The organism is Mesorhizobium sp. M7A.F.Ca.MR.176.00.0.0, assembly GCF_004023165.1.
Lineage (GTDB): Bacteria > Pseudomonadota > Alphaproteobacteria > Rhizobiales > Rhizobiaceae > Mesorhizobium.
This window is the reverse complement of the sequence record NZ_RZTC01000025.1, coordinates 42,347-65,450: the sequence shown is the minus strand read 5'-3', so window position 1 is coordinate 65,450 and position 23,104 is coordinate 42,347. Positions and strand designations below refer to the sequence as shown.

Annotated in this window: 21 protein-coding genes and 1 tRNA gene; 12 read left to right on the top strand and 10 right to left on the bottom strand. The window is 63.2% G+C overall.

Features of this window, described 5'->3' with window-relative positions:
* The first annotated feature begins 122 nt into the window (after nucleotides 1–122).
* From EOB59_RS11260 to EOB59_RS11245, 4 genes are read left to right on the top strand one after another with little or no spacing between them, the layout of a single operon-like run.
* A complete protein-coding gene (locus EOB59_RS11260; protein ID WP_013530184.1) occupies nucleotides 123–983 on the top strand; it encodes a sugar ABC transporter permease in 861 nt (286 codons plus the stop codon).
* Nucleotides 980–1,816, top strand: a complete 837-nt coding sequence (locus EOB59_RS11255; RefSeq protein WP_127256867.1) for a carbohydrate ABC transporter permease — start codon at nucleotides 980–982, stop codon at nucleotides 1,814–1,816. The genes EOB59_RS11260 and EOB59_RS11255 overlap by 4 nt, the downstream gene beginning before the upstream one ends.
* An 8-nt stretch (nucleotides 1,817–1,824) precedes the next feature.
* Complete coding sequence (ugpC, locus tag EOB59_RS11250) at nucleotides 1,825–2,919, top strand: sn-glycerol-3-phosphate ABC transporter ATP-binding protein UgpC (RefSeq protein WP_128288378.1); 1,095 nt, start codon at nucleotides 1,825–1,827, stop codon at nucleotides 2,917–2,919.
* A 35-nt stretch (nucleotides 2,920–2,954) separates the two neighbouring features.
* Entirely contained in the window at nucleotides 2,955–4,982 is a 2,028-nt protein-coding gene (locus tag EOB59_RS11245; RefSeq protein WP_128288377.1) for an aldo/keto reductase, read from the top strand.
* A gap of 27 nt (nucleotides 4,983–5,009) precedes the next feature.
* On the opposite strand, the gene EOB59_RS11240 is transcribed toward EOB59_RS11245, so the two are convergent.
* Nucleotides 5,010–5,885 carry an AraC family transcriptional regulator gene (locus EOB59_RS11240; protein ID WP_128288376.1) on the bottom strand — a complete coding sequence of 292 codons (876 nt, stop codon included), beginning with the start codon at nucleotides 5,883–5,885 and terminating at the stop codon, nucleotides 5,010–5,012.
* A 247-nt stretch (nucleotides 5,886–6,132) separates the two neighbouring features.
* Here EOB59_RS11240 and EOB59_RS11235 point away from each other — a divergent pair, with 247 nt between their 5' ends.
* The 6 genes from EOB59_RS11235 (at nucleotide 6,133) to EOB59_RS11210 (ending at nucleotide 15,174) form a co-directional block, all read left to right on the top strand.
* Nucleotides 6,133–7,599: an alpha-glucosidase/alpha-galactosidase gene (locus EOB59_RS11235; RefSeq protein ID WP_128288375.1), complete on the top strand. Its 1,467-nt coding sequence runs from the start codon at nucleotides 6,133–6,135 to the stop codon at nucleotides 7,597–7,599.
* Between the two features lie 160 nt (nucleotides 7,600–7,759).
* Complete coding sequence (locus tag EOB59_RS11230; protein ID WP_127807905.1) at nucleotides 7,760–9,844, top strand: ABC transporter substrate-binding protein; 2,085 nt, start codon at nucleotides 7,760–7,762, stop codon at nucleotides 9,842–9,844.
* A gap of 111 nt (nucleotides 9,845–9,955) precedes the next feature.
* A complete protein-coding gene (locus tag EOB59_RS11225) occupies nucleotides 9,956–10,963 on the top strand; it encodes an ABC transporter permease (RefSeq protein WP_127807904.1) in 1,008 nt (335 codons plus the stop codon).
* Nucleotide 10,964: 1 nt separating this feature from the next.
* Complete coding sequence (locus tag EOB59_RS11220; protein WP_127319546.1) at nucleotides 10,965–12,104, top strand: ABC transporter permease; 1,140 nt, start codon at nucleotides 10,965–10,967, stop codon at nucleotides 12,102–12,104.
* A gap of 9 nt (nucleotides 12,105–12,113) precedes the next feature.
* Nucleotides 12,114–13,781: an ABC transporter ATP-binding protein gene (locus EOB59_RS11215; RefSeq protein WP_128288374.1), complete on the top strand. Its 1,668-nt coding sequence runs from the start codon at nucleotides 12,114–12,116 to the stop codon at nucleotides 13,779–13,781.
* Nucleotides 13,782–13,800: 19 nt separating this feature from the next.
* Entirely contained in the window at nucleotides 13,801–15,174 is a 1,374-nt protein-coding gene (locus tag EOB59_RS11210; RefSeq protein ID WP_127396015.1) for an alpha-glucosidase/alpha-galactosidase, read from the top strand.
* 15 nt (nucleotides 15,175–15,189) lie between these two features.
* On the opposite strand, the gene yacG is transcribed toward EOB59_RS11210, so the two are convergent.
* The 9 genes from yacG to EOB59_RS11165 all read right to left on the bottom strand — a co-directional run bounded on the left by yacG (nucleotide 15,190) and on the right by EOB59_RS11165 (nucleotide 20,864).
* Nucleotides 15,190–15,387: a DNA gyrase inhibitor YacG gene (yacG, locus tag EOB59_RS11205; protein ID WP_127269085.1), complete on the bottom strand. Its 198-nt coding sequence runs from the start codon at nucleotides 15,385–15,387 to the stop codon at nucleotides 15,190–15,192.
* Nucleotides 15,384–16,013 (bottom strand): Maf-like protein, encoded by a 630-nt coding sequence (locus EOB59_RS11200; RefSeq protein WP_127269084.1) that lies wholly within the window; start codon nucleotides 16,011–16,013, stop codon nucleotides 15,384–15,386. Before EOB59_RS11200 ends, yacG begins: the two co-directional genes overlap by 4 nt.
* Before the next feature lie 21 nt (nucleotides 16,014–16,034).
* Nucleotides 16,035–16,253 (bottom strand): translation initiation factor IF-1, encoded by a 219-nt coding sequence (infA, locus tag EOB59_RS11195; RefSeq protein ID WP_006200926.1) that lies wholly within the window; start codon nucleotides 16,251–16,253, stop codon nucleotides 16,035–16,037.
* 87 nt (nucleotides 16,254–16,340) lie between these two features.
* Nucleotides 16,341–16,811 carry a low molecular weight phosphatase family protein gene (locus EOB59_RS11190; RefSeq protein WP_127272356.1) on the bottom strand — a complete coding sequence of 157 codons (471 nt, stop codon included), beginning with the start codon at nucleotides 16,809–16,811 and terminating at the stop codon, nucleotides 16,341–16,343.
* A complete protein-coding gene (locus tag EOB59_RS11185; protein WP_013530198.1) occupies nucleotides 16,799–17,284 on the bottom strand; it encodes a UPF0262 family protein in 486 nt (161 codons plus the stop codon). The genes EOB59_RS11190 and EOB59_RS11185 overlap by 13 nt, the downstream gene beginning before the upstream one ends.
* 6 nt (nucleotides 17,285–17,290) lie before the next feature.
* Nucleotides 17,291–18,583, bottom strand: coding sequence for a histidinol dehydrogenase (gene hisD, locus EOB59_RS11180; RefSeq protein ID WP_127396016.1), 1,293 nt, complete (start codon nucleotides 18,581–18,583; stop codon nucleotides 17,291–17,293).
* 7 nt (nucleotides 18,584–18,590) lie between these two features.
* Nucleotides 18,591–19,025 (bottom strand): DUF2948 family protein, encoded by a 435-nt coding sequence (locus EOB59_RS11175; RefSeq protein ID WP_127268680.1) that lies wholly within the window; start codon nucleotides 19,023–19,025, stop codon nucleotides 18,591–18,593.
* 205 nt (nucleotides 19,026–19,230) lie between these two features.
* Entirely contained in the window at nucleotides 19,231–20,523 is a 1,293-nt protein-coding gene (murA, locus tag EOB59_RS11170; protein WP_127268679.1) for a UDP-N-acetylglucosamine 1-carboxyvinyltransferase, read from the bottom strand.
* A gap of 146 nt (nucleotides 20,524–20,669) precedes the next feature.
* Complete coding sequence (locus tag EOB59_RS11165) at nucleotides 20,670–20,864, bottom strand: hypothetical protein (RefSeq protein WP_127268678.1); 195 nt, start codon at nucleotides 20,862–20,864, stop codon at nucleotides 20,670–20,672.
* A gap of 161 nt (nucleotides 20,865–21,025) precedes the next feature.
* Here EOB59_RS11165 and EOB59_RS11160 point away from each other — a divergent pair.
* Both EOB59_RS11160 and EOB59_RS11155 read left to right on the top strand, forming a co-directional pair.
* Nucleotides 21,026–21,100: transfer RNA gene (locus EOB59_RS11160), tRNA-Thr, on the top strand.
* 321 nt (nucleotides 21,101–21,421) lie between these two features.
* Entirely contained in the window at nucleotides 21,422–23,050 is a 1,629-nt protein-coding gene (locus EOB59_RS11155; RefSeq protein ID WP_245486596.1) for a DUF882 domain-containing protein, read from the top strand.
* The last annotated feature ends 54 nt before the right edge of the window (nucleotides 23,051–23,104 follow it).

Below are 23,104 nucleotides of genomic sequence, written 5' to 3'. Positions count from 1 at the left end.
CTCTCCCCGTCACTATACGGGGAGAGGATGCCGGCAGGCAGGTGAGGGGCGGCGCAGACCTCGAAGATTGAATACCGACACGCCACCCGAACGGGCGGAAAGCAAAAGGGAAGGAGGCAAAAATGCGCAATCGCAACGCCACGGCCTATCGCTTCCTCACGCCCTATCTGCTGATCTTCGCGATCTTCTGGGTGTGGCCGATCATCAGCTCCTTCATGATCTCCTTCCAGGCGACGCGTACCGTGCCGTGGCGGTTCGCGCCGAGCTTCAACTGGGGCCGGTTGATCGGCGATCCGGCCTTCTTCAACGCCCTGAAGAACACGCTGCTCATCCTTGTCATCCAGGTGCCGGTGATGATCTCGCTGGCGCTTGTCATGGCGGTGCTGTTGAACTCGCCGCTCTTGAAGGCGCGCGGCCTCTACCGCTTTGCCTTCTTCGCCCCGGTGGTGGTCGGCGAGGTCGCCTATTCGGCGGTGTTCCGGCTGATGTTCAACCTCGATTTCGGCATCATCAACAAGCTTTTGAACAGCGTCGGCCTGCCCAAGATCGACTGGTTTTCCAACGTCACGCCGGCGATGGCGCTGATCATGATCGCGGTGACCTGGCGCTGGGCCGGCTACAACGCCATCATTCTGCTCGCCGGCATGCAGTCCATTCCCGAAGATGTCTACGAGGCGGCGACGCTCGACCGCGTCAGCAAGCTCAAGCAGTTCTTCTACATCACCCTGCCGCTCTTGAAGCCGGTCATCGTATTCTGCCTCGTGCTGTCGATCATCGGCACCATGCAGCTGTTCACCGAGCCGTTCCTGATCACCGAACGCGGCGGACCTGGCGGCGGTACGGAGACGCTTGGCCTGCTGCTCTATCGCCAGGGTTTTCGGTCGCTCAATTTCGGCTATGCGTCGGCCGTCGCCTACACCATGGCCGGGCTGGCGATCGCCATCACGCTGGCGCAGCTGTGGCTGACGAGGGAACCGAAATGAGTTCGCGCTCCTCCGCCAGACTGGGACGCAGCATCGCTCTGCATCTGTTCCTGACGCCGCTGGCGCTGATCTGGCTGTTTCCGCTGTGGATGATGGTGGTGTTCTCGACCATGCCGGACAACGGCATCTTCAGCCCCGGCATCGAGCTTTTGCCGCACGGCAATTTCATCGACAATTTCAACAATCTGCAGCGTGACACGAACTTCGTCGGCGCCATCGGCATTTCGGTCTCGGTGGCGGTGACCTACACAATCCTGTCGGTGCTGCTGACGTCGATGGCCGGCTGGGCGCTGGCCCGCTACCAGTTCTTCGGTAAGGGCGTGGTTGTCGCCATCATCCTCGGCACCATAACGCTGCCTTATGCGGTCGTGCTGATCCCGCAATTCATCATGGTGGCGCGCGACTTCAAGCTCGCCAACACCTGGGTGGCGCTGATCGTGCCGCCGCTGTTCAATTCGCTCGGCGTGCTGTTCATGCGGCAGAGTTTTTCAATGATGCCGGACGACCTCTTCGATGCTGCGCGCGTCGAAGGCGTCAAGGAATGGCGCATCTTCCTCTTCGTCGCGCTGCCTTTGGCGCGGCCGATGCTGGCCGCACTCGCCATCATCCTGTTCCTCGCCTCCTGGAACAATTATCTGTGGCCGCTTTTGATCAACAGCCAACCCGGTTCGATGACGGCGCCGGTGGCGCTCGGCACGCTGATCGGCCTCACCAAGGTGTCATGGGGCGGCATCATGGCGGGCGCGGTGATGCTGACGGTGCCGATGCTCGTCGTCTTCGTGCTGCTGCAGCGCCATTTCATCGCCGGCATCGCCGCCGGCGCGGTCAAGTAAGGGGCAGCATGGCAACGGTCACGCTCAACAATGTCGTCAAGCGCTTCGGTGTCTTCGAGGTCGTCCATGGCGCCAGCATCGACATCAAGGACGGCGAGTTCGTCGTCTTCGTCGGGCCCTCCGGCTGCGGAAAATCGACGCTGCTCAGGATGATCGCCGGGCTCGAGGACATCAGCGGCGGCGAGATCGCCATCGGCGGCAAGGTGGTCAACGATGTCGAGCCGGCCGACCGTGGCATCGCCATGGTGTTCCAGTCCTACGCACTCTATCCGCATATGAGCGTCGAACAGAACCTCTCTTTCGGCTTGCGCATGACCGGCAATCCAAAGGCCGACACCGAACGGCGGGTGAAGCGGGCGGCCGAGATCCTGCGCATCAGCGAATTGATGGACAGGCGCCCGAAAAAACTCTCCGGCGGACAGCGCCAGCGCGTCGCCATCGGCCGCGCCATCGTGCGCGAACCGCAGGTGTTCCTGTTCGACGAGCCGCTCTCCAACCTCGACGCCGAATTGCGCGTCCAGATGCGCGTCGAGATCGCCCGGCTGCACAAGGAGCTCGGCACGACAATGGTCTATGTCACGCACGACCAGACCGAGGCGATGACGCTCGCCGACAGGATCGTCGTGATGCGCGCCGGCCATATCGAGCAGATCGGCCGCCCGCTCGATCTCTACGACAACCCCGACAATCAGTTCGTCGCGGGCTTTGTCGGCTCGCCGAAGATGAACTTCATCAAAGGCCGGGTCGTCGGGCACGATGCGCGTGGTGTCGTGGTCGAGCTGGCGGGTCAGGAGAAGACCTGCATCACGCAACCGCTGACCGGCGCTGCACCTGAAATGGGCAGCCCAAAAATCGGCAGCAAGGTCATTGTCGGCGTGCGGCCCGAACATTTCGGCAATGCCGGAGAGGGCGACGCCGACCTCGTGGTTGCCATCGACGTGGTCGAGCACCTGGGCGGCGCAAGTTTCCTCTACGCCAGAACGGCCAACGGTGACGACGTGGTGATCCAGCGCGACGCGACGAAGGTTCCCGACACATCAGAGATCACCGTTTCCATCCGCAAATCCTACCTGTTCGACGAAAAAGGACTGCGGCTGCGCTGACCGCCGGCCCTTTCCAGCCTTCAAGGAGAATGACAATGACTGCAACCACGCCCATTCGCTGGGGCATCCTCGGCCCGGGCAGCATCGCCCAGTCCTTTGCCGGTGGCGTGGCCGCTTCGCGCACCGGAAAGCTGGTCGCCATCGGCGCGCGAAATCCCGCCAAGCCCGGCCTCGCCGAGAGTTTTCCCGGCGCCCGCATTCTCGACGGCTACGACGCGCTGCTCGCCGATCCCGACATCGATGCCATCTACATTTCGATACCGCATCCCGGTCATGCGCAATGGGCGATCAAGGCGGCCGAGGCCGGAAAGCATGTGCTGTGCGAAAAGCCGCTTGCGCTGACCGCCTTCGAAGCCGATGCCATGATGCACGCCGCACGCAAGGCCGGCACATTCCTCGGCGAAGCCTTCATGTACCGGCTGCACCCGCAGACCAAGAAGCTGGTCGAACTGATCAGGTCAGGTATCATCGGCGACATCAGGATGATCAAATCGAGCTTCGGCTTCGCCATGCCGGGCTTCATGCCGCAGCACCGGCTCTATGCCAACGATCTCGCCGGCGGCGGCATTCTCGACGTTGGCGGCTATCCCGTCTCGATGGTTCGGCTGATTGCCGGTGCGGCCGTCGGAAAGCCATTCAGCGAGCCGGACAAGGTGGTCGGCACCGCCCATCTGGGCCAGTCCGGCGTCGACGAATGGGCGTCCGCGCTGCTGCATTTCCCAGGCGGCATTGTCGCCGAAGTCTCCTGCAGCATTTCGCTCAACCAGGACAATGTGCTGCGCGTCCTGGGCACAAAGGGCCGTATCGAAGTGCCGGACTTCTGGTTCGCCGGCGGCAACCGCGACGTCGGCCTCGGCCGGATCGACATCATCGCATCCACCGGCGCGCGCCAGACCATCAGCGTCGACGAGAAGCGCCATGTCTATTCCTTCGAGGTCGACGCAGCCGGTGAGGCGATCCGAGCCGGCGGCCAAGAATTCGCCTGGCCGGGCATGGCATGGGCGGAAAGCCTCGGCACCTTGCGCGTGCTGGACAAATGGCGGGCGGCAGCCGGCCTGGAATACGGGATCGAGAAAGCCGCGCAGCGCACCAACACCATCTCCGGCCGGCCTTTGCGGTCCGGCGGCACGGCGATCGCCAAGCGCACCATTCCCGGCCTGTCGAAGTCGGCATCGGTGGTGGCGCTCGGCTTCGAGGATTTCCGTACCTTTTCCTCAGGCTCGATCCTGCTCGATGCCTTTTTCGAGGCCGGCGGCAATCTCTTCGACACCGGCTATGTCTATGGCGGGGGCTATACCGAGAAGCTGCTTGGCGAGTGGTTGAAAAACCGTGGCGTGCGCGCGCAATCGGTGGTCATCGCCAAGGGCGCGCACTCGCCGCTGTGCTATCCCGATGTGATCGGCAAGCAGCTCGACCAGTCGCTCGAACGCCTGCAGACCGACCACGTCGATGTCTACTTCATGCACCGCGACAATCCCGATGTGCCGGTCGGCGAATTCGTCGATGCGATGGATCGTGAGGTCAAGGCCGGCCGCATCCGCGGCCCGTTCGGCGGCTCGAATTGGACGATGGAACGCATGGATGAGGCAATTGCCTATGCCGAGCGTACCGGCAAGCAAAAGCCCGGCGCGCTGTCCAACAATTTCTCGCTGGCTGAAATGCTGGAGCCGATCTGGGCAGGCTGCGTCACGTCCTCCACGGATCCATGGAAGGCCTGGCTGACATCCAGGCAGATGCCGAATTTCGCCTGGTCGAGTCAGGGGCGCGGCTTCTTCACCGATCGCGCAGGTCGGGACAAGCAAGACAATGAGGAACTGGTGCGGGTCTGGTACTCCGAGCGGAATTTCGGCCGCCGCGACCGGGCGGTCGAACTTGCCGCGAGACTGGGCAAGAGCCCGATTCATATTGCGCTGGCCTATGTGCTCGCTCAGCCCTTCCCATCCATCCCGCTGATCGGGCCACGCACGCTGGATGAGCTGGACGACAGCCTGCGCGCTCTCGACATCACGCTGTCGCAAGCCGATCTCGAATGGCTGGATGGCGGCAGTCGGCGCGCTGCCTAGCTGGCTGCCTTTTTAACCGTCGCGGCGTCAGGTCTCGTCATCAGGCGCCCTGACGCCACGCCTGGCCGGTGTCCGCAAATTGGCATACATGCCGGTGGTGCGGAATTGGCTCGGCGTGATGCCGTAGCAGCGGCGGAAGACTTTTGAAAAATAGTTCGCGTCCTCGAAGCCGCACAGGATGGCGACCTCCTTCACCGGCAGAAAATCCGCCTTGGTCAGCAGCTTCGCCGCGCGTTGCAGACGCTGCTGCAGCACGAACTCGGCAGGCGGCAAGCCTTCGCTTTCAGCAAAACAGCGTGAGAAATGGGCCCGGCTGAGGCCGCTGATCTGGACCAGGTCCGCCACCGGCAGCGGCCCGTCGAGATTGGCGTTGATGTGATCGATGACCGGCTGCATGGCGCTCTGTTTTTCGGCAAAGGCATGGGAGCCGAAGACATCGTCATAGAGCGCCATCGCAGCCTCATAGGCGACCGCCGAAGCAGCACCCGGCGAAGCGGCCCCTTTGATCAGGCGCAGGCTGCAATCGGCAAGATGATCGATCGTCGCCGGCTGCAGCCGAAATACCGGACCCGAGACGCTGAGGATCGACTTGTGGATGCGCAGCGCCTCCTCGCCGTTCATCGAAATCCAGAAATATTCCCAGCGCTCATCCTCGGCCAGCCAGTAGCGGTGGTTGTGCGGCACCAGCACCAGCAATGTGTCGTTCTTCTGCAGGCGGTAATTGCGGTTCTCGTAGCGCAGCCGGCCGGTTCCGCTGATCGTGTGTTGGAGCACGGTGAACGGCGTCTGGCCGCGCCTGCGCCCATCCCAGTCGTAGATCTCGTCCTCGCGCACTTCATAGCCCGTGCTCGTCGGCATGGCGTGCAGGCGCTGGCGGCCGCGCGGCAGCGAGATCGTGCGCATGGACTGTCCGTTGTTTATCAAATCCTGCAGCACAAAATTACCCTTGAAAGCATAATCCTTCTCTGGTCGCGCTCGCGAATAAGCGCATAATCGCCGTCGAAAAGCGAGAGAGATCCGCAGTCGAGGAGCGGACAGGGAGGTTGGCGAGCCGGTTTCCGGCTTGTCCTGCACACATGCCACGGCATGTGGCAACAGCTTCCCATTGTCATTCCTTGCCTGCAATTCGAAATGGAATGAGGTGCGGCTGGTGAGTTTCAAAATCGCTATCATCGGTGCCGGCAGCGTCGGCTTCACCAAGAAATTGTTCACCGACATCCTCTGCGTGCCCGAATTCAAGGACATCGAATTCGCGCTCACCGATGTAAGCGAGCACAACCTTCAGATGATCAAGGCGATCCTCGACAGGATCGTCGAGGCAAACAGGTTGCCGACCAGGGTGACGGCGACGGCCGACCGCCGCAAGGCGCTCGAAGGCGCACGCTACGTCATCAGTTGCGTGCGGGTCGGCGGTCTCGAAGCCTATGCCGACGATATCCGCATTCCCCTGAAATACGGCATCGACCAATGCGTCGGCGATACGATCTGCGCCGGCGGCATTCTCTATGGCCAACGCAACATCCCGGTGATCCTGGATTTCTGCAAGGACATCCGCGAGGTCGCCGAGACGAACGTCAAATTCCTGAACTACGCCAACCCGATGGCGATGAACACCTGGGCGGCGATCGAATACGGCAAGGTCGACACTGTCGGGCTCTGCCACGGCGTCCAGCACGGCGCCGAGCAGATCGCCGAGGTGCTGGGCGCCAAGTCCACGCAGGAGCTCGATTATGTCTGTTCCGGCATCAACCACCAGACCTGGTTCATCGACCTGCGCCTGAACGGCCGCCCCATCGGCAAGGACGAACTGGTGGCTGCCTTCGAGGCGCATCCCGTCTATTCCAGGCAGGAGAAACTGCGCATCGACGTTCTGAAGCGCTTCGGCGTCTACTCGACCGAGAGCAACGGCCATCTTTCCGAATATCTGCCCTGGTACCGCAAACGTCCCGACGAGATCACGCGCTGGATCGATATGTCCGACTGGATTCACGGCGAGACAGGCGGCTATCTCCGCTACTCCACCGAAACCCGCAACTGGTTCGAAACGGAATATCCGCAGTTCCTCGAAGCGGCATCAAAGCCGATCGACCAGGCGAAGCGCTCCAACGAGCATGCCAGCCACATATTGGAGGCGCTGGAGACCAACCGGGTCTATCGCGGCCACTTCAACGTCAAGAACAATGGCGTGATCACCAACCTGCCACAGGATGCCATCATCGAGTCGCCCGGCTTCGTCGACCGTTTTGGCATCAACATGGCCGCCGGCATCACGTTGCCGGAGGCCTGCGCCGCCACCTGCATCGCTTCGATCAACGTCCAGCGCATGTCGGTGCATGCCGCGATATCAGGCGACATCGATCTTCTGAAGCTCGCCGTGCTGCATGACCCGCTGGTCGGCGCGGTTTCGACGCCGGAGGAAGTCTGGCAGATGGTCGACGAAATGGTCGTCGCCCAGGCGGCCTGGCTGCCGCAATATGCCCATGCGGTTCCGGCGGCCAGGGAGCGGCTGTCGACATCCCAGGTGAAGACCCGCGAGTGGGCGGGCGCCGCACGGCGCAGCGTTCGCTCGATCGAGGAATTACGCGCCGAAAAAGCCGCGCTGAAGCAAGCCGGCTGAGACGAGCCGGCTGAGACGGGCCGGCTGAGACGGGCCGGCTGGAAATTCATGCGGTGATGGTGGATCCATGGGAGGCGGATCCACTGCCACGAAGCCGTTTGAATTCGAGGAGAGGCGGAGCGGGTGCAAACGCTCCGGACAAACAAGAGGGAGAGAGACCGTGAGGAATTTCCGCAATATCGGCCTTGCTGCCGGACTGACGCTGAGCGTCTCGGTCTCGGCACTCGGTGCTTACGCTTCCGAACCGACGGTTCCGCCGGCGCCGACACCGTTTCCCGCCGAAGGCAAGATCAACTATGTCGCGCGAGACTCGATCCTGGAGTTCAAGGCGCTCCCCGAATATCACGAGCCCGACTGGGTCACCGAGAAATACGTCAAGACCGGCAAGCTGCCGCCGGTGAAGGACAGGCTGCCGAAGGAGCCGCTGGTCTTCAAGAAGGGCAACATGCAGGACGGCATCGGCGTCTATGGCGATACGATGCGCCACGTCATCGGCGGGCGGCCGGAAGGCTGGAACTACGGCGCCGGTCAGACGCAAGGCTGGGGCGGCATCGACATCGGCCTCTCCGAATGCCTGACGCGCACCGCCCCGCTGTTCCAGGTCGAGGCCAAGGACACCGAGCCGCTGCCGAACCTGGCCAGGAGCTGGGATTGGTCGAGCGATGGCCACAAGCTGACCATGCACCTCATCGAAGGAGCGAAGTGGTCGGACGGCGTGCCGTTCAATGCCGACGACGTCATGTTCTACTGGGACGACGAGGTGGTCGATCCCAACGTCTCGCCGCTGAACGGCGCCACGCCGGAAAGCTTCGGCGTCGGCACGACGCTGAAGAAGATCGACGACTACACCGTCGAATGGACCTTCAAGGATGCCTTCCCGAAGCAGTACCTGTACGCCATGGCCTACGGCACTTTCTGTCCTGGCCCCGCGCACATCCTGAAGCCGCAGCATCCGAAATACTCGAAGAACACCTACGATCAGTTCAAGAATGCCTTCCCGCCGGAATTCATGAACATGCCGGTGATGGGTGGCTGGGTCCCGGTCGAATACCGGCCGGACGACATCATCGTCATGCGCCGCAATCCCTATTACTGGAAGGTCGACGAGAAGGGTAACCAGCTGCCCTATCTCAACGAACTGCACTACAAGCTGTCGACCTGGGCCGATCGCGACGTCCAGGCGGTGGCCGGCGCGGCCGATTTTTCCAATCTGGAGCAGCCGGAAAACTTCGTCGCCTCGCTGAAGCGTGCGGCAGAGGCGAACGCACCGGCCCGTCTTGCTTTCGGCCCGCGGCTCATCGGCTACAATCTGCGATTTAATTTTTCCGCGAATGGCTGGGGCAATCCGGACGAACGCGGCCAGGCGATCCGCGAGCTGAACCGCAACGAGGATTTCCGCAAGGCCGTCACCATGGCGCTCGACCGCAAGGCGCTCGGTGACTCGCTGGTCAAGGGGCCGTTCACCGCCATCTATCCCGGCGGCCTGTCGTCAGGAACCAGCTTCTACGACCGCGCTTCGACGGTCTACTACCCCTTCGACCTCGAGGGCGCCAAGGCGGAACTCGCCAAGGCCGGCCTCAAGGATACGGATGGCGACGGCTTCGTGAATTTCCCTTCCGGTACCGCCGGCGGCAAGAATGTCGAGATCGTGATGCTGGTCAACAACGACTACACGACCGACAAGAGCCTTGCCGAAGGCGTCGTCGCCCAGATGGAAAAGCTCGGGCTTCGGGTCGTGCTCAATGGCCTCAACGGCACCCAGCGCGACGCTTCCCAATATTCGGGCCGCTTCGATTGGCTGGTCCGGCGCAACGAACAGGAACTGACGTCGGTGGTGCAGAACACCGTGCAGCTTGCCCCGGTCGGCCCGCGCACCAGCTGGGACCATCGGGCGCCGGAGAACGGCGAGGTCGATGTGATGCCGTTCGAAAAGGATCTCGTCGATATCGTCAACAAGTTCGTCTCGACGCAGGACAACGACCAGCGTGCCAGCCTGATGAAACAATTCCAGAAGATCTCGACGGAGCACGTCTACAATGTCGGCCTGACGGAATATCCCGGCGCGCTGATCGTCAACAAGCGCTTCTCGAACATTCCGCAGGGCACGCCGATCTTCATGTTCAACTGGGCCGAGGATTCGATCATCCGCGAACGGGTCTTTGTCGCGGCCGACAAGCAGGCGAAATACGAATTGTTCCCCGAGGAGTTGCCCGGCAAACCCGGAGAGAAGGGGCCGATGAATTAGGTTTACCTCCCTGACCGAGAGACCTCCGGCCGCGCCGCTGGCGCGTCCGGACAAACCAACCTCCGGACGCAACCAAGGGCGCGATCGGCGAGACAAGGAAACGAACCGTCCATGCTGCGATTCCTGCTCACGCGCATAGCGTCGGCAATCCCGGTCCTCGCCATTTTGAGCCTGGCCACCTTTGCCATCATCCAGGCGCCGCCGGGCGATTATGCCGACTACATCCGCTCGCAGGCGATCAACCAGGGTGGAGCCTCCTTCGCCGAGGCCGACGCGCAGGCAAAGGCCTATCGCATCGAGCATGGTCTCGATAAGCCGCTGCCTCTCCAGTATCTCAACTGGATCGGTGGCATCGTCACCCGCGGCGATTTCGGCTACAGCCTGTACTACAACAAACCGGTCGCCGACGTGGTCGGAGAGCGCCTGCCGCGCACGCTCCTCCTGGCGCTGGTCTGCCATCTGCTGGCCTCGGTGCTGGGCATCACATTCGGCATATGGGCGGCGACAAGGCAATACACCTGGATCGACTCGACACTGTCGGCCATCTCTTTTCTCGGCATGACGGTGCCGCGCTTCCTGATGGCGCTGATCATCGTCTATCTCCTGGTGTTCCAGTTCAACGTGTCGGAGATCGGCTCATTCTTCTCGCCGCAATATGGTGGCGCGCCGTGGTCGTGGGCCAAATTCGTCGACCTGGTCAAGCATGTCTGGCCGGTGGTGGCGATCGCGACTTTCGGCGGCCTCGCCTACAATATGCGCGTCATGCGCGGCAATCTGCTCGATACGCTGAACGCGCAATATGTCGAGACGGCCAGGGCCAAGGGGCTGACGGGTGCCGCCGTCGTCATGCGCCACGCCGTGCCCAACGCGCTGCATCCGCTCATCATGTATCAGGGTGTGGTGCTGCCCTATATGCTGACCGGCGAGATCGAGACCGCGATCATCTTCGCGCTGCCGACGGTCGGCCCGGCGATCGTCGGCTCCATGGCTGTCGGCGACGTCTATGTCACCGCCACCTTCATGATGGTGCTGTCGGCGACGCTGATCGTCGGCAACATCATCGCCGACATGCTGCTCGTCCTGCTCGATCCGCGCGTGCGCCAGTTCGGGGAGCGCTGAGATGCTGGCGCGCGATCCATCCCCTCCACCGCTGCCGGCCGAAGGTCCCATCGTCGCCAAACCGGCGCGCGGCAACGAAAGCTATATCGCGCTTGTCTGGCGCCGGCTGAAGCGCTCCTGGACCGGCATGGCCGGGCTCTGGCTCGTCGTGCTGCTGCTGTTGATGGCCGTGTTCGCCGAGTTCATCGCGCCAATGGACCCGAAGGTCACGGATGTCGGCTTCGCTCCGCCGCAGGTGCCTGTTTTCCATGACAGAGACGGCGGTTTCACCGCACGGCCGAGGGTCTATGCGCTGGCCGATTCGGCGGACCTCGATCCGGTCACTTTCCAGCCCGTCGTCGGTCCCGACTACGACCATCCAAGGCTGCTTGGTTTCTTCGTGCATGGCGCGCCCTACAAGCTGTTCGGGCTGCTGCCGGCGGACCGGCATCTGTTCGGCTCGCTGGACGGCCAGCCGGTGCATTTCCTGGGCACCGACAAGTTCGGCCGTGACGTGCTGTCGCGCGCCATCCACGGCTCGCGCGTCTCGCTGATGATCGCGCTGACGGTCGTCTTCATCATCACCGTCATCGGCACCACCGTCGGCATGGTCTCCGGCTATTTTGGCGGCAGGTTCGATGTCTGGATGCAGCGCTTCGTCGAACTGGTGCTCGCCTTCCCGCAGCTGCCGCTCTATCTGGCGCTGACGACGCTGATCCCGGTCACCGCTCCCACCAACGTCTTCCTGGCTTTCGTCATCATCGTCATGTCGGCCTTGGGCTGGGCGCAGATGTCGCGCGAGGTGCGCGGCAAGACGCTGGCGCTGGCGCGGATCGAGTATGTGCGCGCCGCTATGGCGGTCGGCGCCACCGACCGGCGCATCATCATGCAGCACATCTTCCCCAATGTGATGAGCCACGTGATCGTCGCCGTGACGCTGGCGATCCCGACCGTGGTGCTGCTCGAATCCTTCCTCGGTTTCCTCGGCTTCGCCGTCAAGCCGCCGCTGATCTCGTGGGGCCTGATGCTGCAGGACACCGCGACCTATTCCGTCATCGGCACCTATCCGTGGATCCTGTCGCCGGTCGGTTTCGTGCTCGTCACCGTCTTTGCCTTCAACGCGCTGGGCGACGGCCTGCGTGACGCCGTCGACCCTTATTGAGGTGCTGAGATGACCGTCGCGCTCGCCGAATCCTTCGCACCAACCGTCCGTCACGACCATGACGGACGCCAGGGCCAGCCGATCATCGATGCTCGCAACGTCGCCGTGGCCTTCAAGGTCGAGCATGGCGTCGTCGACGCGGTCAAGGACATCTCGTTTCAGCTCTATCGCGGCGAGACGATCGCCATCGTCGGCGAATCCGGTTCGGGCAAGTCGGTGACGGCGCGCACCGTCATGGGCCTTCTGTCGCGGCGCGCCACCGTGTCCCCCGGATCGAGCGTCTGCTATGACGGGCAAAACATCCTGAAATTTCCCGAGAGCGCCCGGCGCAAGCTGCGCGGCAACCGCATCTCGATGATCTTCCAGGAGCCGATGAGCTCGCTCAACCCGATCTATGCGGTCGGCAGCCAGATCGTCGAGGCGATCCGGGTGCATCGCAAAGTCAGCCGCAAGCAGGCCTGGGCGCGCGCACTGGAACTTCTGCAGCATGTGCAGATTCCCGATCCCGCCGCGCGGCTCAAGCAATACCCGCACCAGCTATCGGGCGGGCAACGTCAGCGGGTGATGATCGCCATGGCGCTGGCCAACAATCCCGATGTGCTGATCGCCGATGAGCCGACCACAGCGCTCGATGTCACCGTCCAGGCGCAGATCCTGAACCTGATCCGCAGCCTGCAGAAAGAGCTGCGTATGGCGGTGATCCTGATCACCCACGACCTGACCGTGGTGCGCCAGTTCTCCGACTACGTCTATGTCATGCAGCATGGCGAAATGTGCGAGCACAACGTCACCGAACGGCTGTTCGCCAACCCACAGCACCCCTATACGAGACGGCTGCTGGCTTCAGAGCCGCATGGGCAGCCGAAACCCCTTCCGGAGGGCTGCGGCACCATCCTCGAGGCGAGCGGCGTGCACGTCTCATTCATGCTGCGCCACGGCACCTTCCTGAAGCCGGACTGGCGAGAACTGGTCGCCGTCGACGATCTCGGCCTGAAACTCTGTCGCCATGAGACGCTGGGGCTGGTCGGCGAATCCGGCTCCGGCAAGACCACCTTCGGCCAGGCCTTGCTCCGCTTGATCGACGCCAAGCGCGGCGAGATCCATTTCGACGGCAAGCCGATCCATGGCCTGTCGCGTGCCGAGATGCGGCCGCTGCGCTCGCGCATGCAGATCGTCTTCCAGGATCCGTTTTCCTCGCTCAACCCGCGCATGACGATCGGCCAGATCATCGAGGAAGGGCTGATTGTCAACAGCATAGGGGCGACGCGGCGCGAGCGGGTCGAACGGGTGCGCGACGCGCTGGTCAGCGCCGGCATGCCGGGCGATATACTGTCGCGGTTTCCGCATGAATTCTCCGGCGGCCAGCGGCAGCGCATCGCCATCGCCCGCGCCATCGCGCTCGAACCCGAATTCATCCTGCTCGACGAGCCGACATCGGCGCTCGACCTCTCCGTCCAGGCGCAGATCATCGACCTCCTGCGCAAGCTGCAGGACGAGCGCGGCCTCAGCTACCTCTTCATCTCGCACGACCTCAAGGTGGTGCGCGCCCTGTGCCATCGCGTGATCGTCATGCAGAACGGCAAGATCGTCGAGCAGGGCCCCGTCGACGACGTCCTGTCCAATCCCAAGACCGCCTACACCGAACGGCTCGTCAGGGCCGCTTTCGACGTGGCCTGAACATATGCCGGAGGTTAGCATGGCAAGGAATCCCAAGATCACGTTCATCGGCGCCGGCTCGACGGTGTTCATGAAGAACATTGTCGGCGACGTGCTGCAGCGCCCGTCGCTTTCGGGCGCGACGATCGCGCTGATGGACATCAATCCGCAGCGGCTGGAAGAGAGCGCCATCGTCGTCAACAAGCTGATCGCGACGCTCGGCGTCAAGGCGAAGACCGAGACCCATTCGGACCAGCGCAAGGCGCTGGCCGACGCCGATTTCGTCGTCGTCGCCTTCCAGATCGGCGGCTATGAGCCCTGCACGGTCACCGACTTCGAGGTGCCGAAGAAATACCGCCTGCGCCAGACGATCGCCGACACGCTGGGGGTGGGCGGCATCATGCGGGGCCTCCGGACCGTGCCGCATCTGTGGAAGGTGTGTGAAGATATGCTCGCCGTCTGCCCGCAGGCGATCATGCTGCAATATGTCAACCCGATGGCGATCAACACCTGGGCGATATCGGAGAAATATCCCGACATCAGGCAGGTCGGCCTCTGCCATTCGGTGCAAGGCACGGCCATGGAACTGGCTGAAGACCTCGACATTCCCTACGAAGACATCCGCTATCGCTCGGCCGGCATCAACCACATGGCGTTCTACCTGAAGTTCGAGCATCGCCAGCCGGACGGTTCCTACCGCAACCTCTACCCAGATCTCGTGCGCGCCTATCGCGAAGGCCGCGCGCCCAAGCCCGGCTGGAACCCGCGCTGCCCCAACAAGGTGCGCTACGAGATGCTGACCCGGCTCGGCTATTTCGTCACCGAGAGCTCGGAACATTTCGCCGAATACACGCCCTATTTCATCAAGGAAGGGCGCCCCGACCTGATCGAGAAGTACGGCATCCCGCTGGATGAGTATCCCAAGCGCTGCATCGAACAGATCGAGCGCTGGAAGGGACAGGCTGAGGCCTATCGCTCGGCCGATCGCATCGAAGTCGAGCAGTCCAAGGAATATGCCTCGTCGATCATGAATTCGGTCTGGACCGGCGAGCCGTCAGTGATCTACGGCAATGTCCGCAACAATGGCTGCATCACCTCGCTGCCCCGCGATTGCGCCGCCGAAGTGCCGTGCCTGGTAGATGCCTCAGGCATCCAGCCGACCTATATCGGCGAGCTGCCGCCGCAATTGACCGCGCTGATGCGCACCAACATCAACGTGCAGGAACTGACGGTGCGGGCGCTGATGACGGAAAACCGCGAGCACATCTACCACGCGGCGATGATGGACCCGCATACCGCGGCCGAACTCGATCTCGACCAGATCTGGTCCCTGGTCGATGATCTCCTGGCCGCCCACGGTGACTGGCTGCCGGCCTGGGCGCGGACGAACCGCAAGAGCGAGGCCGCCGCCTGATCGGCGGCGCCCGGCTCATTTCGAATCGTCGGGGTCCGTTTCTTCCTCGTCGTCGCGAGCCTTGATGACGTAAGCGCCCTTCAGCCAGCGGTTGAGGTCGATGTCCTTGCAGCGTGTCGAGCAGAACGGAAAGGTGTCGCGCGCCGAGGGCTTGCCGCATTCGGGGCAGGGGCGCTTCGGGCGCAAGGGCGTGACTTTGGGATCGGAATTCACAGCCGGGGTCCCGCCAGCCAGCCGCCATGCACCTTGAAGCCTTCGCCGCTCAACAGCGCGACGGTCTCATAGAGCGGCAGGCCAACGACGTTGGTGTAGGAGCCGACCAGCTTGACGACGAAGGCGCCGGCGAGGCCCTGGACCGCGTAACCACCCGCTTTGCCGCGCCATTCGCCCGAGGCGACATAGGCGTCAATCTCTTCGCGCGGCAGCCGCTTGAAACGCACCCGCGTCTCGACCAGCCGTTGGCGCAGCTTGCCACCCGGGGTGATCAGGCAGATGCCGGAATAGACCCGGTGCGAACGGCCCGACAACAGCCCGAGGCAGTTGGCAGCGTCGTCGAGGGTTTCCGCCTTGGGCAGGATGCGCCGCCCGACGGCAACCACCGTGTCGGCGGCCAGCACGAAACCCGGCGCGTAGTCGGCTTCGGTCTGCAGCGAGGCGAACGCCTTCTCGGCCTTTTCCCTCGACAGCCGTTTGGCCAGCGAGCGCGGATGCTCGGCACGCAGCGGCGTTTCGTCGACATCGGCCGGCAGCACGCGGTCCGGCTCGATGCCGGCCTGCTGCAAAAGCTCGATCCGGCGCGGCGAACCCGAGGCAAGCACCAGCTTCTGCAAAATGCTCATCGCGGACCAGTCGGGCTTTGCTTACTTGAAACGATAGGTGATGCGGCCCTTGGTCAGGTCGTATGGCGTCATCTCGACCAGAACCTTGTCGCCGGTCAGCACGCGGATGCGGTTCTTGCGCATGCGGCCGGCCGTATGGGCGATGATTTCGTGTTCGTTTTCGAGCTTTACCCGGAACATCGCGTTCGGCAACAATTCCGTCACGACACCCGGAAACTCGAGGACTTCTTCCTTCGGCATTCGATACCTTTGCTTGGATGGTAGTTCCAGCACCCTGGCCGGAATTTCGGCGGAACCTATATGATAATCGTCCGCTTGTGAACACGCTTAATCCGTCGCGTTTTTTGCTCCTGGAAGCAGAAAACGTCGGCCTATGCGCACCTTCAGCCGCTCGCGCACGTCGCGATAACTAGCCATGATCTGTTCGCGGGTGCCGCTGGCGTCGGTCGGGTCCGGCGTCGGCCAGTATTCGACCTCGACAGCGAGCGAGCGGGTGAGTTCAAGTGCGGCGTGGTGCGCTTCCGGCGCCAGCGTGACGATGAGGTCGAAATAGTCGTCCTCGAGATCGTCCATCGTCCTTGGGTGACGCCCGCCCAGCGTGAGACCGTCTTCGGCAAGCACCGCATCGACGAATGGATCGCGCTCGCCGGCGCGAACGCCTGCCGAAGCGACAAAGACGGTGGCCGGCAGCATGCGGCGCGCCAGTTGCTCCGCCATTGGCGAGCGCACGGCATTCATGCCGCACAGGAACAGGATCGAACGGGGCAGGGCGCCGGGTGCCAGGGCTAGCCCCGCCAGTGCAGTACGCAGACAAGCGTGAACAGCCGGCGCGCCGTATCGAAGTCGATGTCGATCTTGCCGGATAGCCGGTCCATCAGCGTCTGCGAACCTTCATTGTGCAGGCCGCGGCGGCCCATGTCGATCGCCTCGATGTGGCTCGGCGTCGAGGAACGGATGGCGTCGTAGTAGCTTTCGCAGATCATATAATAATCCTTGACGATGCGCCTGAGCGGCGTCAGCGACAGGATATGGGTGACGACGGCGGTGCCATCCTCGCGCGCCACGGCAAACACCAGGCGCTGCTCGGCCAGCGACAGTTTCAGCCGGTAAGGGCCGTCGCCGCTGTCATTGACGGGCTGAAAACTGTTCTCCTCGATCAGGTCGAAGATCGCCACCGCGCGTTCATGCTCGACATCGGGTGTCGACCGGCCGATCGATTCATCGAGTTCGACATCGATCAGCCTGGCGCGGGTTTGATCGGGGCCAGACATCGCCGCCTACATGTTCAACCGTATGGCGACGGAGCGCCCATGCGCGTCAAGGCCTTCCGCCTTGGCCAGCGCAATCGCCGCCGGCGCCAAGATCCGCAACTGTTCCGGTCCAAGCTTGAGGATCGACGTGCGCTTGACGAAATCGAGCACCGACAGACCGGACGAGAAGCGCGCCGAGCGCGCCGTAGGCAGCACATGGTTGGAGCCGCCGACATAGTCGCCGATGGCTTCCGGCGTGTGGCGGCCGAGAAAGACCGCACCCGCGTTGCGCATCCGCGACAGGAAGCCCTCGGCGTCGTCGATGGCCAGTTCGACATGTTCGGCGGCGATGCGGTCGACCAGCGGCAGCGCGGCGTCGATGGTCGACACCTGGATCACCGCACCAAAATCACGCCAGCTCGCCGCCGCCGTCTCGGCGCGTGGCAGGCTCTGCAACTGGCGCTCGACGGCTTGTTCGACAGCGATGCCGAAGGCTGAATCGTCGGTGACCAGGACCGATTGCGCCGATGCATCGTGCTCGGCCTGGGCCAGCAGGTCGGCCGCGATCCAGTCCGGATCGTTGCTGCCGTCGGCCACGACGAGCACTTCCGACGGCCCGGCGATCATGTCGATGCCGACGGCGCCGAACACCTGGCGCTTGGCCGCCGCGACATAGGCATTGCCCGGGCCGACAATCTTGGCGACCGGCCTGATCGTTTCGGTGCCGTAGGCAAGGGCGGCGATCGCCTGCGCGCCGCCGACACGGTAGATTTCCGACACGCCTGATATGTCGGCCGCCACCAGCACCAGCGGATTGATGATGCCGCCCGGCGCCGGTACGACCATGACGATGCGCTCGACGCCGGCCACCTTGGCCGGCACGGCGTTCATCAGCACCGAGCTTGGATAGCTCGCCGTGCCGCCCGGCACATAGAGCCCAACCGCCTCGACCGCCGTCCAGCGCCAGCCGAGCTCGACGCCGGCGGCATCCGTATAGCGGTCATCCTTTGGTCGCTGCCGCTCATGATGCGAGCGGATGCGGTCGCGCGCGAATTCCAGCGCCTCGATCGTCTTTGGGTCGGCGGCCTTGTAGGCCTGGGCGATGTCGTCCTTCGAAACGGCGATGCCCAGTCCAGCCAGATCGGCGCGATCGAATTTCCGTGAATAGTCGATCAGCGCCGCGTCGCCCTCGGCGCGCACGCGCGCGATGATGGCGCCCACCGCTGCATCGACGTCGGCGGACACTTCCCGCTTGGTCAACAGGAAGGCGGCGAAACGCTGCTCGAAATCGGCGTCGGACTGACGAAGCGTGATGGCCATCGGACGCTCAGGCCTTGTGGATGGGGCGCGAGGTGGCTTCCCACGCCCCGCCAATGTCGGCAAGGCGGGCCTCGATGCATTCGACGTCGAGCATGATCGCACCGCCGCCCGAGAAGATCAGCTCGACGATGCCGGCCGGCTTGCTGATCTCGATGAAGCTGATCGCCAGCAGCGACAGGACTTCCGCAGGCTTGTCGCGGTCGATACCGCTGGTCTTGGCGCCGAGCACGCGGTCGAAATGCAGCACGGCCTGCCGTCGCTCATTGTGCTGGCGAAACAGGCCGGATTTTGCCTCCCAGACGAAACGGTTCATGGTCAGCAGGAAACGCTTGGCCGCAGGCAGGAATTCGAGGTCGCTGACTTTCAGCACGGCATCCTGGACGTGGGCCGAAACGATGCTCAGGTCCTGGTCGTCTAGCGCGATAAGCTTAAGGCCGGTCATGCGGATTTCGCACCTGAAGGTTGATTGTTCAGCCTTCTGTTAGGCGGTCTTGGCGATCGGTGCAACCGCACCAACAGCTGCAGGTCTGCGCTGCCCCTCATCGCCCTGCCGGGCACTTCTCCCCGTATAGTGACGGGGAGAAGGACGCTGCCGCGAAGGATCTCGCCAATCTCCTGCGTTGCTGGAGAGGAGCCGAGGTCGCGGGCTACGCCGAAATCCGTTCGATCACCGCGCCGCAGTTGGACAGCTTTTCTTCCAGCCGCTCGAAGCCGCGGTCGAGATGGTAGACGCGGTTGACCGTGGTCTCGCCTTCCGCCGCCAGGCCGGCGATGACCAGCGACACCGAGGCGCGAAGATCGGTCGCCATGACCGGCGCGCCCTTCAGTTTCGGCACGCCGTCGACGATCGCCGTCTGGCCCGAAAGCGTGATATGAGCGCCGAGCCGCGCCAGTTCCTGCACATGCATGAAGCGGTTCTCGAAGATCGTCTCGGTGATCCGCGACTTGCCCTTGGCCATCGTCATCAGGCCCATGAACTGCGCCTGCAAATCGGTCGGGAAGGCCGGAAACGGCGCTGTCGTCACGTCGACCGGCGAAATGCCGGCGCCGTTGCGCCTCACACGAATGCCGGAATTGGTCGGGGTGATCTCCGCACCCGTCTGGGCGATCACGTCCAGTGCCGTCTGCAGCAGGTCCGGCCGCGCGCCTTCGAGCACGACGTCGCCGCCGGTCATGGCGACGGCCATGGCATAGGTGCCGGTCTCGATGCGGTCGGGGATGACGCGCACGCGCGCACCCGACAGCGATTCGACGCCGTCGATGGTGATGGTTGGCGTGCCGGCGCCGGAAATCTTCGCGCCCATGGCGTTGAGGCACTCGGCGAGGTTGACGATCTCGGGCTCGCAAGCCGCATTTTCCAGCACCGTCTCGCCCTTGGCGAGCGCCGCGGCCATCATCAGCACATGGGTGGCGCCGACCGAGACTTTCGGGAAGATGTAGCGGTTGCCGACAAGCCGGCCATTCCTTGTCTTGGCGATGACATAGCCGGTGTCGACGTCGATATCGGCGCCCAGCGCCTGCAGGCCCTCGAGGAACAGATCGACCGGCCGCGTGCCGATGGCGCAACCGCCCGGCAGCGACACTTTGGCTTCGCCCATGCGGGCCAGCAGCGGGCCGATCACCCAGAACGAGGCGCGCATCTTCGACACCAGTTCGTAGGGCGCTGTGGTGTCGACGATGTTGCGCGCGGAGAAGTTGATGGTGCGCGAATAGCCCTCATTCTGCTTCTCGCGGCGGCCATTGACCGAATAATCGACGCCGTGGTTGCCCAGGATGCGGATCAGTTGCTCGACATCGGCCAGATGCGGCACGTTTTCCAGCGTCAGCGTGTCGTCGGTCAAAAGCGAGGCGATCATCAAAGGCAGCGCCGCGTTTTTCGCGCCCGAGATCGGAATGCTTCCGGAGAGCTTGTTGCCCCCGACAATTCTGATGCGATCCATGGAAGAACGTCCCTCTCGGCCAAAAAGGGCCGGTTCAATCGTTTGAGTAGCGGCCCGTCTAGACCATTGGCCAATCTGGTTCAAGAATTACGCTGGTTCAAGAAATGGGATTTCGCCCACCCCGGGCCAAGAGTGGCCGATTTGAGTTAATCTTTTTGTATTTCCTTCGATGCAGCGAGCCCGTCCGGCCGCTCGTCGGCATCGCCGGTGCGCCGCGAGCGTGACTGCGCCTTGCGCTTCTGCAGATTGGCGCGCAATTGCTCGGCCAGCCGATCCTTGCGGATTGTTGCGCTGTTTTTCGGTGGACCATCCTTTTTCACTGGAATTGCCTTGTCGTCCATCGCCCCGTCGCCGCCGGCGACCCACCAGCTTGCTGTTCAGGGATAGCCAACATTGTGGCACTGCCATGTCTTAAAAAGCTATCCGGCAAAGGCTTTCACAGAAGCGTTGCGCTTGGCCTTGCGCTTGCCGGTTCGATATGGCAGAAGCCCCGCCATCAGCGGCTGCGGTAGCTCAGTGGTAGAGCACTCCCTTGGTAAGGGAGAGGTCGAGAGTTCAATCCTCTCTCGCAGCACCAGTTTCCAACATCCTTGTTGCCGCACATTCGTTCTCTGCATTTGCGAGGGCGAGGCGGCTACATGGGAACGGCGCGGCCGTCGTGCTGGCGGACCTCATCAGCCGTGCATTGCTCCAGAAAATGGCTGCCACAGGCAACTCCAGCCGAAACGCGTTCTCGGAAGCGACACGATTCGTTAACCAAGATGCTGTTCATCAACATGACGTGTTGTGGCATGGACGCCTGTCTGCGTCGGTCAAGTCCATGCTTGTCAGGAAGAGGGCTGAAAGGCTCTTCATCTGGGCGGAACCTGAAATCGCCCGAAACAAGAACGTGCAAGGCATGAACGTGAGCGAAAACGTGCAAAACGCCCCCCGTGCTTCCCGTCTTTGGACACTGCCTGCCATCATCGCAGCGTTCCTTTGCCTGTGTGTCACCGGCGCGTTCGCGGAGACGCGTGCTTTGAAGATTCAACATCTCCATACGGGCGAGAAGGCTGAAATCGTCTTCAAGCGCAATGGGCGCTATGATCCGGCGGGATTGAAGAAGATCAATCTCATGCTGCGCGACTGGCGTCGCAACGAACCGACGAAGATGGATCCGCGCCTGCTCGATCTTGTCTGGCAGGCCTATCGCGCCAGCGGCTCGAGAGCCTATATCCACGTGGTCAGCGCCTATCGGTCGCCAGCGACGAACGCCATGCTGCGCAGCCGCTCGAAGGGCGTGGCTCGGGAAAGCCAACACATGGTTGGCCGTGCGATGGACTTCTTCCTGCCGGATGTGCCGCTGAAGAAGCTGCGCGACATCGGCCTGAAGATGCAGGGCGGCGGCGTAGGCTATTACCCTACCTCGGGCTCGCCTTTCATACATATGGATGTCGGCAATGTGCGGCATTGGCCGGGCATCAGCCGCCAGGAACTCGCAAGGGTATTCCCGAACGGCAACACCTTGCATGTGCCGAGCGACGGCAAACCGCTGCCCGGTTATGGGCAGGCGTTTGCCGCCTACAAATCGCGCAAGGGCGCCGGCACGCCCAACATCGACCTGGCAAGTGCCGACGGCGGCCAACGCAGGCCGGCGCGCCGCCTGCTGGCGACGCTTTTGGGTGGCCGCGGTGCGGACGAGACCGATGATGTCGCCGAAGCGGTGCCGGCGCCACGCAAGCCGGCCAAGTCCGTTGAACCCAGGCCCGCCGGCATCGCAATCGTGCCGCCGCAGGATGCCCAGCGCGCCGACATCCAGATGGCTTCCGTCGATAGGGCCGAAGAATCGCCGATTGGACCGGAAGGGAAGACGCCTGAAGCGATCGTCATGGCCATGGCGCCGGGCTCGGTGCCGCTGCCAGCCTTCGCCCCGCGCAGCGGGTCCACGACCAGCATTCCGACCCCGCAACTCGCGCCGCTTGCAGCAGCCAACGCTTCCACCGCGCGGGCCGAACTGGCCAATCCAACAGCAACCGATGCTGAAATTCCCTCGGGCAAGTCGGCCGGTCCCGCGGGCGGCGCGCCGGACATGGTGGCGTTCAACATCCCGTTGCCGACATGGCGACCGGAAAGCCCGACGCGCCAGCTTGAAGCAGACAAATCAGGCGATGCGGTCGCTGCATTGCTGGCCTTGAACCGCGCCGATGACGGCCACAATGGGTTGGCCGGCCAGCGGGTCTCGGTTGCCCAATCGAAGCCCGAAGATCGCGTCAGGACCAGCCCGAAGGCCGACCGTGTCCAGCCAAATCTCGATCCCGAAGCCACCGCGGTCATCGTGCCGGCAGCGTTGTCCCGGCCGATTGAGACAGATCGTGGCATCGCCGGCGAAGCTAGCACTGCGGCGGCGCCCGTCATTGCCGCCAATCTCATCCGCACAGCGCCGGAGCACATCTACCTCGATGGATTCCAGCCGCGAGGACAGACCTCCGATCACCGGCGCTTCACCGGTTCCGCGGTCAAGTTCCTGCCCATCGCCAGCTTCAAATAGACGCCAGCCCTCGTTCGAGCCTACGTGGATGTGTTGCACGATTGGCTTGGCTGC

Coding starts and splice junctions, on each gene's coding strand:
- EOB59_RS11260 (WP_013530184.1), top strand. CDS start 123: ATGCGCAATCGCAACGCCACGGCCTATCGCTTCCTCACGCCCTATCTG.
- EOB59_RS11255 (WP_127256867.1), top strand. CDS start 980: ATGAGTTCGCGCTCCTCCGCCAGACTGGGACGCAGCATCGCTCTGCAT.
- ugpC (WP_128288378.1), top strand. CDS start 1,825: ATGGCAACGGTCACGCTCAACAATGTCGTCAAGCGCTTCGGTGTCTTC.
- EOB59_RS11245 (WP_128288377.1), top strand. CDS start 2,955: ATGACTGCAACCACGCCCATTCGCTGGGGCATCCTCGGCCCGGGCAGC.
- EOB59_RS11240 (WP_128288376.1), bottom strand. CDS start 5,885: ATGCGCACGATCTCGCTGCCGCGCGGCCGCCAGCGCCTGCACGCCATG.
- EOB59_RS11225 (WP_127807904.1), top strand. CDS start 9,956: ATGCTGCGATTCCTGCTCACGCGCATAGCGTCGGCAATCCCGGTCCTC.
- EOB59_RS11220 (WP_127319546.1), top strand. CDS start 10,965: ATGCTGGCGCGCGATCCATCCCCTCCACCGCTGCCGGCCGAAGGTCCC.
- EOB59_RS11215 (WP_128288374.1), top strand. CDS start 12,114: ATGACCGTCGCGCTCGCCGAATCCTTCGCACCAACCGTCCGTCACGAC.
- EOB59_RS11210 (WP_127396015.1), top strand. CDS start 13,801: ATGGCAAGGAATCCCAAGATCACGTTCATCGGCGCCGGCTCGACGGTG.
- EOB59_RS11200 (WP_127269084.1), bottom strand. CDS start 16,013: ATGAGCATTTTGCAGAAGCTGGTGCTTGCCTCGGGTTCGCCGCGCCGG.
- infA (WP_006200926.1), bottom strand. CDS start 16,253: ATGCCGAAGGAAGAAGTCCTCGAGTTTCCGGGTGTCGTGACGGAATTG.
- EOB59_RS11185 (WP_013530198.1), bottom strand. CDS start 17,284: ATGTCTGGCCCCGATCAAACCCGCGCCAGGCTGATCGATGTCGAACTC.
- hisD (WP_127396016.1), bottom strand. CDS start 18,583: ATGGCCATCACGCTTCGTCAGTCCGACGCCGATTTCGAGCAGCGTTTC.
- EOB59_RS11175 (WP_127268680.1), bottom strand. CDS start 19,025: ATGACCGGCCTTAAGCTTATCGCGCTAGACGACCAGGACCTGAGCATC.
- murA (WP_127268679.1), bottom strand. CDS start 20,523: ATGGATCGCATCAGAATTGTCGGGGGCAACAAGCTCTCCGGAAGCATT.
- EOB59_RS11165 (WP_127268678.1), bottom strand. CDS start 20,864: ATGGACGACAAGGCAATTCCAGTGAAAAAGGATGGTCCACCGAAAAAC.
- EOB59_RS11155 (WP_245486596.1), top strand. CDS start 21,422: ATGAACGTGAGCGAAAACGTGCAAAACGCCCCCCGTGCTTCCCGTCTT.